Genomic DNA, 15,107 nt, shown 5'->3' with positions numbered 1-15,107 from the left:
GCTCTGATTTTCGACCGAAAAGGCGCTGCCTTAGTAGTGCAACTTGCTCTTCGAGCACGCCCATCCTGGACTGCATCTTCGCAAGCATCCAATTGAGCTCCTGGACAGTCAGGACAATTGCTTCGTCGGTCACATCGGGCGATGTTTTGAAACGCTCAGACTCCAGGCGCTTGAGCCAAAGGCAGAAGCCGTTGCGCTCCCAGTACAAGATCTTCACGCGGTTGCGTGGCTTGTTGAGGAAGACGAAAAGCACGGGGTCGAACACCGCGACCTTGATGTCCAACTCGACCAAGGCTGCCAGACCGTCGATGGATTTTCGGAAGTCGACGGGTTTGGGGTAGAGATAGACTTTTTCGACTTTGGTGTCGGGTCGCATCATGGCGACGGACTCCTGAGAGAATCGGGAGCACAGCATCGGGGTTCAGTTAGTTGCTTGGAATGTGGGGTTCATGGAGCGCTTACGTTATTGAGATGGTGTCGGCGGTGGATATCTTCGGCTCCTCGCGGGGATATTGGCCTGGGAGGCAGAGCTGACCGTCGCCAAGCCAGTCAGCGGGGCGTCGACCACGATCTACTATCGCTCGATGGACAAGTACCAAGAGCCCTTCACCATGCCTGCCAACTTTTCCGGGCAACTGGAGACGCAGCGCGGGACCATCGATCTGACGGAAACAGTCATCATCTCACGCATGGGCCTGTACCTGGCAGCCGGCGTGGCGCAGAGCTCAACTGTGAAGGTTGCTCAGTTCGGCATTCGCAAGGTGTAGAAACGCTGCCTGATCTGCTTTGCTGAGTCGCAACTATTTTCTGTTGAGGCTGGAGCTTTAAAACCTGTGTGCAGTAAATTACTTTACAGTCCGCATCCGACGCGATCTTATTTCGTGACAGCGCATTTAAATTTGAATCATGAGCTATCAATATTCTACTCTTTGTAGATCACGTCCTCAGGTTCTATTTTTAAATAACCTTTAAAGTCGAAGCCTTCACTGTCTTTTTTTAAGTAATGTTCTAGCGTTCGAACAGAGGTTGCTTCTGCGTCAACTTTAAGTGCTCCTTTAAATGGAGTGCCTATTTGTTTAGCGGCAGCTTGATAGGCTGCAAGTACAAAGTGAGAACAAAATGCCCCACGTATACGGGGTGAGTTTTCAAAAGCTTGAGCACCGTATTTCTCGCTGGCGGCCTTACCGCCGTTTTTGAAGCCTGAATTACGAACAACGCTCAGTACACATTTTAGTTTTGAGTATGGGATTTTTTTGTCTGCACTCCACATCTGGCCGATCTGAGCCGCCCAATCGCCAAGGTTTTTGTCTTTTGGAGAGTAGACCTTATAAAGTCCCTGCTGAACCGGCCCCGATAAGGATGATTGCTGCTTGCCGCCTCGCATCTGAACAACCTCTGGATCCCCAGCACCATTAGGTTCTAGTTTGTCTGGATTATTCTGTGTTTTTGACCACATCACAGCATGCACCAGTGCTGGGTCTCCTTTGTTGTTGCGTAGTGGCGACATAGATGGTAGCAGCTGACCAGTTTTTATGATTTTGTGGGTTAAGCAGGTGTTGTCAGGTTGGTCAATTAGTATCAAAACATCGCCTGGCGAAAGATCTGACTTTTTAAGTTTTCCGTTGAATACGGCGGTAACACCTTGTACGGCATTTACCTCTTGTACACTCGTATTAGGCGACTGAGATCGGACGTCGATGGGGGGCGGCGAGGTTGATGATGATGCTATCGCGGCATTAGCGTTGGTTGCACGATGAGGCTCTACCAAATGGCTTGGCATGGGAGTATTTGGGCTACCAACACGCATGATTACTAACTCCTAGGTTGAGTCTCCCTGTGTGGTTTTGCCCCCCGGATGGTTCCACAAATTCGCTTACAGGACGGGTAACAGAAATGTGCCGACCACACCGCCGAACGCTGTGCTGCGACTGGGCAGGCCTGCTGCACCGTTCTGGGCATCGACATCCATGATACCCGTGCCCAACTGCACTCTTACTCACATAAGGCCATTGGTAGAGTGAGCTCAGACTGCACCTATTATCGTGCGTCTACCAGACGCAGCGCGCGGCGCTTAACCGGTTCGGGGGACACAGTCTCAGGCCAAAGCTGTCATAAAGCTGGCATTACTCAGCCAAAACAGCCCTAAAAGGCACAAAAAAAGCACTTGCGATAAACGCTAAGTGCTTGATTTGTAAAGCTTGTATGGTGGAGCCGGGGGGATTTGAACCCCCGTCCGCCAGTACTCCGCTGTCGGTACTACATGCTTAGCCGTGTCTATTAAGTTAACCCTCAGCGACCCGACGGGCAGGGTGCTTTGGGCGAGCTGTGTAAGTTTTAGCCGATTCGTCCACAGCGTACTGCACGGCGATTCCGTTCTATATGACAATCACTTCGGGTTTACGGACATCCCCTGGTGATTGCTGGAGCCGAAGCTACCAGAAGGAAAGGCTAGCGCCGCTTACGCAGCGAGAGCTACTTCCCCGTAGTTTTCGTCATTGGCAACTATAAGAAGTTGCAACAGTGGATTTACGAGTTCTGTTACCAACTCGGCATGCACCTAAAGTTTCATCACCGGCGTCGAATCCTAATCGGCCCCGAGACTGCTTTCACAGTCGCTGGGCGGAGTGTACGCCCTTTGGCGTGGCACGTCGACCCGTCTGCTGCATCCGATGAGGCCAGCGTTGACGGCTGGCCTTGGCGGCGATCTTACTTGTTGCCTTCGCTGCCCGAGCCAACGTTGTTCAGGGCGGTGATGGCCTTGGTGGTGACCGTTTCACAGGCCTTCGTGTCACCTTTGGCTTGCGAAGCTTTTGCATCTTTAATGGTTTTCTCAACCATTTCCTTGCGGTCCGGAGTGAGGTTGCTGGCGACGACGTCGTTTTCCAGCTTTTGCACGTTAGCGGCACACAGGTCATCTGCGGCAAAGACCGGCGAAGCCAACAGTGCAGCGCTGAGGAACAATCCAGTGAGTGCGGTACGCTTCATGTGTTTCTCCTTAATAGCCTGTGGACTCGGTATGGCCGGTCAGTGAGGCCGTCGCCCGAGGTTGCTGAGAGCCCGCTCGGTTGTCGGGCCTAAAAGATGGACTGTGCTGAAACGCAGGGGTTCTATTTATTTTTGCGCTCATGCGAAAAAGCCATATCGCCGACATCAAGCACCAAAATGGGGCGATCTACGGCTTTATGTCATGATCTGCCGTTTTCGCACGCGTTACCCGGTCCACCAGATAGACCAGGCCGTGGTAGTCGATTCCGCTGTGGTGGGACAGGCCGATTTCACAAGTACGGCTGGTGGAGATGCCTTCCTGGCAATGCTGCACGGCCCCCTTCAGTCTGCGCAGTGCGTGGGCGTTGAGTTGCGGGGTGGTAAAGCCTTTGTCACCCGCGAAGCCGCAGCAGTGAATGCCTTCGGGGATGACCACGTTCGCGCTGCACAATCGCGCCAGTTCGATCAGCGCCTGGCTTTCGCCCAAGTGCTGGGTGCTGCAGGTGACGTGCACGGCAACGGGTTCCTGTTGTGGTGTGAAGGTGAGTTTGTCCAGCAGGTGGGTGCGGATGAAGCCCACCGGGTCGTACAGGTCCAGGCGTGTGTCGTTGAGGTTTTGCATCAGGCGCAGGGTGCACGGACTGGTGTCGCAGTAGATCGGGTCGAGCCCGCCACGGCTGGCTTTGCTCAGGGCGGCGAGCAGTTGCTGGCGTTTGTCTTCGGCTTGCTGTTCGTAGCCTTTGGAAGCGAACGGCTGGCCGCAGCACAGGTTGTCCTGATCGTCGGGGAATACGACCTGATAACCGGCTTTCTCCAGCAGGCTGCGGGTCTTGTCCATTAACGATGTCTGTTCGGCATCGCTGGCCGCAGGGCCCATGACGCGGGACACGCAGGCGGCCAGGTACACCACCCGGGGTCGCTGATCGTCAACCGGCGCACTGAAGCGAATCGCGTGTTCGGCCTGCGGCATGGCAGGGGTCCACTGCGGCACGCGTCCGGCCGACAATTTGCTGAGCGAGGCTGACCATTTCGCCACTCGCGGCGCGCCCAGCAGCATGCGTGCGCCATTGGCCGCGTGGAGGGTAAAGCGTGCGCCGTGCAGGGCGGTCTTGAAGTTCTGCGCCAGCCAGAGTGCGGTTTTACCGTGGCTGGCTTGCTGGCTGCGCAACTTTTTGACCAGCTCGCCGGTGTTGATGCCGACCGGACAACGCTGGGCACACAGGCCGGTCGCAGCGCAGGTGTCGATGCCTTGGTAATGGTAATCGCGTTCCAGTTGTCGGGTGTCGGTTCCGGCGCGCTGTTTCGCCTGAATGTCGCGCCAGATGACGATGCGCTGTCGCGGGCTCAGCGTCAGTCCGTTGGACGGGCAGACCGGTTCACAGAAGCCGCACTCGATGCACTTGTCGATGATGGCGTCGGCGGCAGGCAGCGGTTTCAGGTGTTTGAGGTGAATCTGTGGATCAGTGCTTAGCACCACGTCAGGATTGAGAATGCCGTTGGGGTCGAGCAGGCGTTTGAGCTGCCACATCAATTGGTAGGCGTCGCTGCCCCATTCCTTCTCGACGAAGGGCGCCATGTTGCGACCGGTGCCATGCTCGGCCTTGAGCGACCCGCCGAATTCGACAGCCACCAGTTGCGCCACGTCATCCATGAACGCCTGATAGCGGGCGATTTCCTGCGGCGTGTTGAAGCCCTGGGTGAAGACGAAGTGCAGATTGCCCTCCAGCGCGTGGCCGAACAGGATCGCTTCGTCGTAATGGTGTTTGTCGAACAGCGCGATTAGACGACGCACGCCCATGGCCAGTTGCTCGACGGGAAAGGTCACGTCTTCGATGATGACCGTGGTGCCGGTCTGGCGAACCGCGCCGACGGCGGGGAACGTGTCTTTGCGAATGGCCCACAGGCGGGCGTTTTCCAAAGGGTCATGGGTGAAGTCGACCTGTTTTTCGACCGGAAAGCCAGCCATCGAAGGCATGATCTGCAGCAGTTGCTCATCCAGCAAGGCGCGGGAGGCAGCGCGGGCTTCGATCAATAATGCGCAGGCGTTCTCGGACAGTTCGCGCACGAACGCCGGCATGCCCGGTTTGTCCTGCACGGAGCGCAGGCTGCGCCGGTCGAGCAGTTCGACGGCGGCCACGGGTTGCTGTTTAAGAACGGTGACGGCGTTGCAGCAGGTTTCCACATCCGGAAATACGATCATCGCCGAGGCTTTGTGGGGATGATCGATCACGGTGTTGTAGGTCACCGCACTGATGAATCCCAGCGTGCCTTCGGAACCGACCAGCAGGTGGCTGAGGATGTCCAGCGGTTCGTCGAAATCCACCAGCGCGTTGAGTGACAGGCCGGTGGTGTTTTTCAGACGGTATTTGTGGCGGATTCGGGTGGCCAGTTCAGTGTTGGCGCGGGTTTCTCTGCCGAGGCGATCCAGGCTGTTCAGCAGGTCAGCGTGACTGTTTCGAAACGCTGCGACGCTGGCGGCATCTTCGGTGTCGAGCAGTGTGCCGTCGGCGAGGATCAGGCGCATGCCGGCCAGGGTGTGGTAGGTGTTTTGCGCGGTCCCGCAGCACATTCCACTGGCATTGTTGGCGACGATGCCGCCGATCTTGCAGGCGTTGATGGAAGCCGGGTCCGGGCCGATCTTGCGCCCGAACGGTGCCAGCCAGACGTTTGCCTGCGCGCCAATCACGCCCGGTTGCAGGCGGATTTGCCTGCCGTCACTGCGAATATCGCGGCCGTTCCAGTTGTCGCCCAACACCAGCAATACTGAATCGCTGATTGCCTGCCCTGACAGGCTCGTGCCTGCTGCGCGGAAGGTGACGGCGACCTGATCGGTCCGAGCCTGTTTGAGCAGGGCAATGACTTCGTCTTCGGACTCGACGCGGATCACCAGCTTCGGGATCAGCCGGTAGAAGCTCGCGTCCGTACCGAAGGCCAGCGTCGAGAGCGGGTCATCGAAACGGCGTTTTTCCGGGATCAGGCGGCGGACGGTTTGCAGGAAGGTGGCGGGCAGACTCATGCGTCCTCCACGATCAGCACGATCAAGTCCTTGGGACCATGAGCGCCATAGGCCAGCACCTGCTCGATGTCGGCGGTTTTGGACGGGCCGGACACCAGCAGCGCGTTGGTCGGCATGTTGCCCGCCCAGTTCTGTTTGAGCTGCGCTTCGTACAGGTTGTCGTAAATCTCGCTGGCCTTGAGCAGGGCGAAATGCACCGGCGGCACCAGGCTCATCAGGCGTGGCTCCTCGCGGGTGGGCCAGATGATCAGGCTGCCAGTGGCGGCAATCGCGCCCAAGGTGGTGGTGAAGCTGGCGGGCGTGTCATCGAACAGGTCTTTTTTCCATGCTTCGACGGGTCGGTCGTAGGCCTTCAGCGCGGGCAGTTCAGGGTGCGTTTCCCAATGTTCGCTGACCCGACGACCATGCGGCGTGCCCGGCGCGATCAACAGGCTGGGCAACTGGCGGTCCTTGACCAGCTCGCCGAGTCGGCGCGGCCAGTCCTGATCGCGGCACAAATGAATTTCCGTGTGGACCGCTTCCATCAGCGTGCGCAATTGCGCGATGCGGTTTTCAGGGGCATAGCGCCAGGGTTCGGTGACCAACGCCTCGTCGAAGTTGTCCGCCACCGGTTTAGTGCCGTTCAGGCTGTTGCGCAGTTTGGCGAGAATGTTCTGTCTGGCGCTCATGGTCGATCTCCAGACTGCCGGGCCAGATGCTCGCGGGCCAGTTCGTGCAGTGAGCGGGCGGCGGGTTTTGGCGCGCTGTGATTTTGCGTCCACGGGCCGAGGTGGCCGGGTGTCAGGTTGCGCAGTCGTGTGGCGAAAAAGCCGAACAGGCGGTAGAGCGCGGGCGATGTGTTGAGCTTCGACCAGGCATTCCAGATAAAGCGTTCCTTGCGCGAATACCTGCTGCCCTGATCGCGCATCACGCGGTTTGGCGTGTCCGGCGCTTTGACGTTTTCTTCGCGCAGACGCCGCAGCAGTGCAGGGATCGGAATTTTCACCGGGCAGACTTCACCGCACGCACCGCACAGCGAGGACGCGCTGGGGTGATCGGGGACTTTCGCGAGTCCCGCCATGTGCGGCGTGATGATCTTGCCGATCGGGCCGGGGTAGACCTCGCCATAGGTGTGGCCGCCGACGCGGGTGTAGACGGGGCAGTGATTCATACACGCGCCGCAGCGGATGCAGTTCAGTGTCTGGCGCAGTTCGCTGTCGGCAAAGGCCTGGCTGCGGCCGTTGTCCAGCAGCACCAGGTGCACTTCCTGCGGGCCGTCCAGTTCATGGGATTTGCGCGGGCCGGAGATCATGTTGACGTAGGTGGTGATCGGAATGCCCAGCGCGGAGCGGGTCAGCAGCGACAGCAGCGGCACGGTATCGCGCAGGTTTTCGACGACCTTTTCGATGCCGGTCACGGCGATGTGCACGGGCGGCACGCTGGTGACCATACGCCCGTTGCCTTCGTTTTCCACCAGCAGCAGGGTGCCGGTTTCAGCCACGGCGAAGTTGACACCCGACACGCCGATGTCCGCTTCGAAGAACTTCTGACGCAGCACGCGGCGGCCGATCTGGATCAACTGATCGACGTCGGTGGTGTATTCCACACCAAGCTTGTCGTGGAACAGTTTGCCGACCTGACCGGCATTTTTGTGGATCGCGGGCATGATGATGTGCGACGGCTTTTCGTGGTCCATCTGCACGATGTACTCGCCCATGTCGGCTTCCAGGCACTCGATACCGCGCTCGCCGAGAAAGTCGTTCATCTCCATTTCTTCACTGACCATCGATTTGCCCTTGATCACTTGTCGGGCCTCATGGGCTTCGACGATGGACAGCACGATGGCGTTGGCTTCCTCGACCGTTTCTGCCCAGTGCACCTGCACGCCGTTGCGAATCAGGTTGCGCTCCAGCTGCTCCAGCAAGTCAGGCAATTTGGACAGGGCGCGAGCGCGGATCGCGTTGCCCAGCGAGCGCAGGTCTTCGCGTTCGTCCGGGCTGCTGAAGGCCGCCGCTCGCTTGGTCATCAGCGAATCCATGGCGCGGCGGAAGTTGCCACGCAGTTGCGAATCGCCGAGTGCTTGATGGGCGCGCTCGCGGAAATCCGGTTGATGGAGTTCGATGGCGGGGATGCGGGTCTGCATGTTCATCGCTGACCTCCGGTGCGTTGCCAGAGAAAGCTCGCCAGATGCTGGCCGCGTAGGGATTCGCGCTGTTTTTCCAGCGAGCCGTTGATGTTCATCAGGCAGCCGCAGTCGGCGGTGAGGATCTGGTCCGCGCCTGACTCCTTCAGTGCGCGCGTCTTGTCGGCGACCATCGCGCCGGAAATGTCCGGCATGCGCACGCTGAATGTGCCACCGAACCCGCAGCATTCGCTTTCATGATCGTGATCGACGCGCTCAACGTTGCCCAGTTGCGAGAGCAGCTCGCGGGCGTGCAGGTGAGTGTTCATTTCCCGACGTGCCGAGCAGGAGGTGTGCAGGGCGATTCGGGTGGGTTGGCCGTGGTCGTTCAGGCGCGTCTTGCAGACGTGCAACAGGAATTCGGTCAGCTCATAGGTGCGTGCGGCGAGGTGATAGACCTGTGCCAGCATCTCGGGCTCGTCCTTGAACAGGTCGGGGTAATGCTCGCGAAACATGCCGGCACAGGAACCCGAAGGCACCACCACCGGAGCGTTGCCCTGGAACAGCGCCAACTGGGCGCGGGCGACTTCGCGGGCCTGATCGGTGTAGCCCGAGGTATAGGCCGGTTGGCCGCAGCAGCTTTGCGCCTGCGGGTAATCGACCTGAATGCCTTCGCGTTCGAGCAGGTGAATGGCGTCCATTCCGGCTTCTGGGAAAAACAGGTCTACCACGCAGGTGCCGAACAGGTAAACCCGTTTCGGTTTATCGGTCGGGTACTCACGCGGCGCATGGCGAGCGGGCGCGACGCGGGTCGCGTTACGGGATGTGTCGTGTGCGGCGTTGTAGAAAAGCTCACTCATCAGTGCAAGTCTCCGGGTGGGCCCGGTTATGAATGGCTGACGCCGACGGGTCGGTTCGGCGTCAGGTGGTGCGTCATTCCGCATCTTCATTTCAGCATCAGTGCACCAGCATGCCGGTGAACCAGTACGCCTGGGCGTAGGTGATGCAGCCGACGATGGTGGCGAAGAACAGGCTGTGCTTGAGCGTGAAGCGGAACAGGTCCGACTCCTTGCCGACCAGCCCGGTCGCGGCGCAGGCCACGGCGATGGATTGTGGCGAGATCATCTTGCCGGTCACGCCGCCGCTGGAGTTGGCCGCCACCATCAGCACGTCACTGACGCCGAGTTGGTGAGCGGTGGTGGCCTGCAGCGAGCCGAACAGCGCGTTGGCCGAGGTATCGGAGCCGGTAAGGAATACGCCCAGCCAGCCGAGGAATGGCGAGAAAAACGGGAAGGCCGCGCCTGTTCCGGCCAGCACCAGTGCCAGGGTCGATGACATGCCCGAGTAGTTCATGACGAAGGCGAAGGCCAGCACCATGCCGATGGACACGATGGCCCAGCGCAGCTCGATCAGGGTTTCCTTGAAAGTGGTCAGACCAATCTTTGGGGTGATGCGCAGGACCAGCATTGCCAGGATCGCCGAGAACAGAATCGCCGTGCCGGACGCGGCGATCAGGTCGAATTTGTAGACGGCGGGCATGGCGGTGACGTTGGCGACGATGGGCGCGGTCTTCATCACCAACTGGTCGAGGTGCGGTACTGGAATGTTGAAGGTCCACGCCTGCATGACACCGCCGGGGGTGAACATGGCCTTGAACGGTTTCAGGGTCCAGACGGTGACCATGCCGGTCAGGATCAGAAACGGTGACCAGGCTTTGATGATCTGGCCGAGGCTATAGGGCGATGCGACCGAGGAGCGTGGTCGGTTGAAGCCACTCGGACCGCCCATGATCGCTGCCGAACCACCGCTGACCACAACCGTGTCGGAGGCTCGCTGGGGCTGCCAGACTTTCAGGAACAGGGTCAGCGAAACGATGCTCACCAGCGCTGAGGTGATGTCGGGCAGTTCCGGGCCAACGAAGTTGGAGGTCAGGAATTGGGTAATCGCAAAGGTCGTGCCTGCAATCAGCGCTGCCGGCCAGGTCTCTTTGACGCCGCGCACGCCGTCCATCATGAACATCAGCCAGAACGGCACGAAGATCGACAGGAACGGTAGCTGCCGACCCGCCATTGCGCCGATCTTGAACGCATCAAGGCCCGAGACCTGGCCGGCGACGATGATCGGAATGCCCAGCGCACCGAACGCGACCGGCGCGGTGTTGGCGATCAGGCATAAGCCTGCGGCGTACAACGGATTGAGCCCCAGCCCTACCAGCAGTGCGGCGGTGATAGCGACCGGCGCGCCGAAGCCCGCTGCACCTTCCAGAAACGCACCGAAGCAGAAGGCAATCAGCAGCACTTGGAGGCGCTGGTCGTCGGTGATCGACATGACCGAGCTGCGGATGATCTCGAACTGACCGCTCTTCACCGTCAGTTTGTAGAGGAACACTGCGGCAACGATGATCCAGGCGATGGGCCACAGGCCGTAGGCGAAACCATAGCCTGCGGCGGCCAGGGCCATGTCGGTCGGCATCTGGAAGGCGAAAATGGCGACCAGCACCGACAGCGCCAGCGTGATGCTGCCAGCGATGTGGCCTTTGAGCCGGAACACGGCCAGCGCCAGGAAGAAAAATACGATCGGAATCATTGCCGCAGCGGCGGAAACGCCAAGGCTGCCAAGCGGTGTGTAGAGCTGTTGCCAGGTCTGCATGGTGGGAGGCCCCTTAATTATTGTTGGTAAGGCCCGGTGTTCTGTGTGCGCGGCTTCGATCCGACGTCGTGTTGGCGAGCGCCCGTTCGATGCTGACGATTGAATCGCACAGCTCACCAGCTCAAGTCTTTCTGTTCGAAAGGTCTTGCAGCGCGAAGGAGGTTAGCCATCGAGCGCTGGCATTGGATAATTGGTAATACCAATTTACAATGTCTGTTGGCTAGATTAGTGGCCGTGTGATTGGTGTGTCAATTTGATCGGCCGAGACCTTTGTCGCATGCGCTTGAAAAAGGGTAGCGCCGGATGCGGTTTCTGCCTGACTGAGTGGGTGTCTTGATGGCGGCAATCAGCCAGAATACGCGGGCCCGGCAGCGAGTCGGGATGGTGGAGTAGGTGCTATGGGCTTTGATCAGGTGCGTCAGCGCCGTTTGTCCGACGATATCGTCGAGCAGCTGGAAAAGATGATTCTGGAAGGCACCCTGAAATCGGGTGGGCGTTTACCTGCCGAAAGAGCGCTGGCCGAGCAATTCGGTGTTTCCCGGCCTTCGCTGCGTGAGGCCATTCAGAAGTTGACGGCCAAAGGGCTGTTGGTCAGTCGCCAGGGCGGCGGCAATTATGTGGTCGAGAACATCGGTTCGACGTTCAGTGATCCGCTGCTGCACCTCTTGGAAAGCAGTCCCGATGCCCAGCGCGACCTGCTGGAGTTTCGCCATACGCTGGAAGCTTCATGTTCGTACTACGCCGCCATGCGCGCCACCGAGATGGACCGCGAGCGGCTGCGCGTGTCATTCGAGTCGCTGCAGGATTGTTATTCGCGTGCCGATGAGGTCAGTCGGGCGGAGGAGGGCACGGCCGATGCCAATTTCCACCTGGCCATCGCCGAAGCCAGCCACAACGCGGTGCTGCTGCACACCATTCGCGGCCTGTTCGATCTGCTAAAGCGTAACGTGGTGATCAACATCGGCGGCATGTACAAGCAGCGCGCCGAAACCCGCGACATGCTCATCAAGCAGCATCGTGAGTTGTACATGGCAATCATCGAGGGTCGTGCCGAAGACGCTCGTGAGGTGTCGAGTCGGCATCTGACGTATGTGCAGGAAGTGCTGGAAGAAGTGAGGCAGCAAGTCCAGCGCACAGCCCGTGCCGAGCGGCGCAATACGATGTGAGCTGGGGAGGTGATGCATCCTGTCGAGGTGCGGCGTTTTAATAGAGCGTTCGTGGACAAGTCCACTCCCACGGGCTCGCAGAGCGTTGCACCCAACCACGTGGGAGCGAACTTGTTCGCGAAGAGGCCGGTGCAGGCGCTGGAAATACGGCGTTGTGATAAAGCGTTCGTGGACAAGTCCACTCCCACGGGCTCGCAGAGCGTTGCACCCAGCCGCGTGGGAGCGAACTTGTTCGCGAAGAGGCCGGTGCAGGCGCTGGAAATACGGCGTTGTGATAAAGCGTTCGTGGACAAGTCCACTCCCACAGTGTCGTTCGCACTGAGGTCCATAGCTCTTATCAAGCAGAGACAGCGCCGCCCATGAAGCGCCTTTCGGCCATGGGCGGCGTGTCGGGCGAGATCAGTCGTCCTTGCCCTTGCTGCGCACGGCGCGCTGCAGCTCACGGTCCGAGTCGCGTTCGCGTTCGGTGTGGCGCTTGTCGTATTCCTTCTTGCCTTTGCCCAGAGCAATTTCGCACTTGATCAAGTGCTGCTTCCAGTAAAGGGAAAGGGCCACGCAGGCATAGCCTTTCTGCTGAACCGAACTGGTGAGCTTTTCAAGCTCGCGCTGGTTCAGCAGCAGTTTGCGGGTGCGTGTCGGGTCAGCGATGACGTGCGTGCTGGCGGTCTTGAGCGGCGTGATATGGCTGCCCATCAGCCAGGCCTCGCCATCCTTGAGCAGCACGTAACTGTCGACCAGCTGTACCTTGTTGGCACGCAGGCTTTTTACTTCCCAGCCAGCCAGGACCAGACCGGCCTCGAACTTGTGTTCGATGAAGTAATCGTGTCGCGCCTTCTTGTTCTGCGCGATGGTCCCTGTAGGGTGTTTCTTGAGCTTAGCCATAGGGGGCGCATTATAGGCAGTTGCTTCAATGTCGGCTACGGGAAAGCGTGTGCTTGAGCACAATGGTTGAATCCCGGACAATGCGCGCTCTTTTTTGGGCGGGTGTTTCATCAATGTCGACGGACAAGGTATCGGTCCACGGTAGTTGGGCAAGCCGCTGGGTATTCATTCTGGCTGCCACAGGCTCCGCAGTCGGGCTGGGCAGTATCTGGAAATTTCCCTACATGGTCGGCGCCTACGGCGGCGGTGCGTTCGTGCTGGTGTTTCTGGCCTGCATCGCGCTGATCGGCATTCCGGTGATGATGGCCGAGACGCTGATCGGGCGTCGCGCTAGGCTGAGCCCCGCCAATGCGCTCAAGACGCTGGCGGTCGAAGCCGGCCATTCGGCGCGCTGGTCATGGGGCGCGTTCGCCGGGATGATCACGGCGCTACTGATTCTCTCCTTTTATAGCGTGGTCGGCGGCTGGTCGCTGGATTACATCATCGACATGGGGCGCGGCGATTTTCAGGGTGTCACGCCTGATCAGGTAGGCGCGTACTTCGGCGCGGTCATCGCTGACCCCTGGCGTCTGATCCTGTGGCACACCCTGTTCATGCTGCTTTCGGCGGTGGTGATCGGCAAGGGCGTCGAAGCGGGGCTGGAGCGCAGTCTGCGGATCATGATGCCGATGCTGTTTTTGCTCATGCTGATCCTGCTGGGGTATAGCCTGACCACCGGGCACTTCATGGAAGGCGTGCATTTCATGTTCGACTTCAACCCCGACAAGGTCCTCGACGGCCTGTTGCCCGCGATGGGGCATGCGTTCTTTTCGCTGAGTGTCGGCGTCGGCTCGATCATGGTCTACGGCGCGTACATGACCAAGGGGGCGTCGATCAGCACCACGGTGGTCGGCATTGCCTTGCTCGACACCTTCGTATCGTTGCTCGCGGGCCTTGCGCTATTCCCGATCGTTTTTGCCGCAGGTCTGAACCCGAGTGAGGGGCCGGGCCTGATGTTCGTAACATTGCCCTTCGCGTTCGGTAACGTGGCGTTCGGTCAGCTGATGGGCGTAGTGTTCTTCGTGTTGGTGGCCGTTGCGGCCTGGAGCTCGGCGATTTCGTTGCTCGAGCCGATGGTGGCGTATCTGGTGGAACGCACCCGAGTCCGTCGTGCCTGGGTGACATTCTGGCTGGCGTTCAGCTGCTGGTTTGTGGGTCTCGGCACAGTGTTCTCGTTCAATATCTGGCAAAAAGCCAAGTTTTTCGTGAACGATGAGGGCGCTTTCCGTCTCTACCAATGGGGCGCAACCAGTGGCCTGGACTTCTTTGGAGTCATTGATTTCTTCACCTCGCGGATCATGTTGCCGCTGGGTGGATTGTGTTTTGTTGTATTCGCCGGTTGGGTGATGGGCCGTGAGGCGGTGCGAGACGAATTGTCGATTCGCAGCCCGCTGCTGTTCAGCCTGACGTTCTTTTTGATGCGCTACGTGGCGCCGCTCGGCATTCTTGTGGTGTTTGCCGCTCAGCTCTGGAAATGACGCTCACATGACTACGCATATTCAACGTTCTGCCCTTTTGCCGTACCCGGCTCGTTTTCTTTACGATCTGGTCAATGATGTCGCGCGTTACCCGGAGTTCTTGCCCTGGTGCTCCTCGGCGACCGTACTGGAGTCCGGCGAGGAGCAGATGCGCGCCAGTCTGGAAATCGCCAAAGGCGGGCTGAGTCAGCAGTTCGTGACGCGCAATACGCTTACGCCTGGCGAGTCGATCGTCATGGATCTGGTCGAGGGGCCGTTCGAGCAATTGCACGGTGTCTGGACCTTTAAGCCACTGGGTGAAAAGGCCTGCAAGATCAGTCTGGACCTTTCCTTCGACTATGCCGGGCCCATCGTGCGGGCTACGTTGGGGCCGTTGTTCAACCAGGCGGCCAACACGCTGGTGGATGCGTTCTGTCAGCGAGCCAAGCAACTGCATGTCTGATGCGCTGATAGCGGTCGAAGTGGTGTACGCCACCGCCGAGCGCCAAGTGCTTATGACCGTGAATGTGCCGGTCGGCGCTACGGTGCGACAGGTGCTGGCGGCCTCCGGGATGAATCAGGTATTCCCTGAGCTGGATCTGGCGGGTTGTGCCGTAGGCATCTTCGGTGAAGTGGTCAATGACCCTGAGGTGCGGCGTGTCGAGGCGGGCGAGCGAATCGAGATCTACCGGCCGCTGTTGGCCGATCCAATGGAAGTGCGTCGTCAACGAGCAGCCAAGGCTCGTCAGAATCGAGCCTCTTCCGCTGAATGACGGCTGAACGCAACGCGAAAAAAAGCCCGGCATGCCGGG

13 protein-coding genes, 1 other RNA gene and 1 pseudogene are annotated in these 15,107 nt (G+C 59.3%); 5 read left to right on the top strand and 10 right to left on the bottom strand.

The window, feature by feature from the left end; translation table 11 throughout:
* A partial coding sequence (gene tnpB / locus BZK31_RS30185) for an IS66 family insertion sequence element accessory protein TnpB (protein ID WP_244182734.1) occupies nucleotides 1-379 on the bottom strand: 379 nt, incomplete at its 3' end.
* An 83-nt stretch (nucleotides 380-462) separates the two neighbouring features.
* Between tnpB and BZK31_RS25495 the strand changes: the two are divergent.
* Nucleotides 463-767, top strand: a pseudogene (locus BZK31_RS25495) (SGNH/GDSL hydrolase family protein); the annotation flags it as partial.
* Between the two features lie 155 nt (nucleotides 768-922).
* On the opposite strand, the gene BZK31_RS30180 reads toward BZK31_RS25495, so the two are convergent.
* The 8 genes from BZK31_RS30180 to BZK31_RS25455 form a co-directional block, all read right to left on the bottom strand.
* Nucleotides 923-1,807: a hypothetical protein gene (locus BZK31_RS30180; RefSeq protein ID WP_244182732.1), complete on the bottom strand. Its 885-nt coding sequence runs from the start codon at nucleotides 1,805-1,807 to the stop codon at nucleotides 923-925.
* A gap of 396 nt (nucleotides 1,808-2,203) precedes the next feature.
* Nucleotides 2,204-2,596: a transfer-messenger RNA gene (gene ssrA, locus BZK31_RS25485) on the bottom strand.
* A gap of 110 nt (nucleotides 2,597-2,706) precedes the next feature.
* Nucleotides 2,707-2,985, bottom strand: coding sequence for a hypothetical protein (locus BZK31_RS25480; RefSeq protein ID WP_083186013.1), 279 nt, complete (start codon nucleotides 2,983-2,985; stop codon nucleotides 2,707-2,709).
* 187 nt (nucleotides 2,986-3,172) lie between these two features.
* On the bottom strand, nucleotides 3,173-6,001 hold the full coding sequence (locus BZK31_RS25475; RefSeq protein ID WP_083186012.1) for an FAD-binding and (Fe-S)-binding domain-containing protein: 2,829 nt from the start codon (nucleotides 5,999-6,001) through the stop codon (nucleotides 3,173-3,175).
* The gene (locus tag BZK31_RS25470; RefSeq protein ID WP_083186011.1) at nucleotides 5,998-6,669 is read right to left on the bottom strand and encodes a LutC/YkgG family protein; all 672 of its coding nucleotides are present in this window, start codon (nucleotides 6,667-6,669) and stop codon (nucleotides 5,998-6,000) included. The genes BZK31_RS25475 and BZK31_RS25470 overlap by 4 nt, the downstream gene beginning before the upstream one ends.
* Nucleotides 6,666-8,129 (bottom strand): LutB/LldF family L-lactate oxidation iron-sulfur protein, encoded by a 1,464-nt coding sequence (locus BZK31_RS25465; protein WP_083186010.1) that lies wholly within the window; start codon nucleotides 8,127-8,129, stop codon nucleotides 6,666-6,668. Before BZK31_RS25465 ends, BZK31_RS25470 begins: the two co-directional genes overlap by 4 nt.
* Nucleotides 8,126-8,962 (bottom strand): (Fe-S)-binding protein, encoded by an 837-nt coding sequence (locus BZK31_RS25460; RefSeq protein WP_083186009.1) that lies wholly within the window; start codon nucleotides 8,960-8,962, stop codon nucleotides 8,126-8,128. Before BZK31_RS25460 ends, BZK31_RS25465 begins: the two co-directional genes overlap by 4 nt.
* A gap of 97 nt (nucleotides 8,963-9,059) precedes the next feature.
* On the bottom strand, nucleotides 9,060-10,751 hold the full coding sequence (locus BZK31_RS25455) for a lactate permease LctP family transporter (RefSeq protein ID WP_083186008.1): 1,692 nt from the start codon (nucleotides 10,749-10,751) through the stop codon (nucleotides 9,060-9,062).
* Nucleotides 10,752-11,149: 398 nt separating this feature from the next.
* Here BZK31_RS25455 and BZK31_RS25450 point away from each other — a divergent pair, with 398 nt between their 5' ends.
* Nucleotides 11,150-11,917 (top strand): GntR family transcriptional regulator, encoded by a 768-nt coding sequence (locus tag BZK31_RS25450; protein WP_083186007.1) that lies wholly within the window; start codon nucleotides 11,150-11,152, stop codon nucleotides 11,915-11,917.
* 399 nt (nucleotides 11,918-12,316) lie between these two features.
* On the opposite strand, the gene smpB is transcribed toward BZK31_RS25450, so the two are convergent.
* On the bottom strand, nucleotides 12,317-12,799 hold the full coding sequence (gene smpB, locus BZK31_RS25440; RefSeq protein ID WP_025258480.1) for an SsrA-binding protein SmpB: 483 nt from the start codon (nucleotides 12,797-12,799) through the stop codon (nucleotides 12,317-12,319).
* A 113-nt stretch (nucleotides 12,800-12,912) separates the two neighbouring features.
* Between smpB and BZK31_RS25435 the strand changes: the two genes are divergently transcribed.
* Genes BZK31_RS25435 through BZK31_RS25425 form a run of 3 tightly spaced genes read left to right on the top strand, consistent with a single transcriptional unit; the run spans nucleotide 12,913 to nucleotide 15,068 of the window.
* Entirely contained in the window at nucleotides 12,913-14,316 is a 1,404-nt protein-coding gene (locus BZK31_RS25435) for a sodium-dependent transporter (protein ID WP_083186005.1), read from the top strand.
* Between the two features lie 7 nt (nucleotides 14,317-14,323).
* Nucleotides 14,324-14,758: a type II toxin-antitoxin system RatA family toxin gene (locus BZK31_RS25430; RefSeq protein ID WP_083186004.1), complete on the top strand. Its 435-nt coding sequence runs from the start codon at nucleotides 14,324-14,326 to the stop codon at nucleotides 14,756-14,758.
* The gene (locus tag BZK31_RS25425; RefSeq protein ID WP_083186003.1) at nucleotides 14,751-15,068 is read left to right on the top strand and encodes an RnfH family protein; all 318 of its coding nucleotides are present in this window, start codon (nucleotides 14,751-14,753) and stop codon (nucleotides 15,066-15,068) included. The genes BZK31_RS25430 and BZK31_RS25425 overlap by 8 nt, the downstream gene beginning before the upstream one ends.
* The last annotated feature ends 39 nt before the right edge of the window (nucleotides 15,069-15,107 follow it).

Origin of the sequence: Pseudomonas floridensis (assembly GCF_002087235.1) — a bacterium.
GTDB lineage: Bacteria > Pseudomonadota > Gammaproteobacteria > Pseudomonadales > Pseudomonadaceae > Aquipseudomonas > Aquipseudomonas floridensis.
Note: the sequence above shows the minus strand (reverse complement) of the source record. Positions and strands in the feature narration are given on the sequence as shown.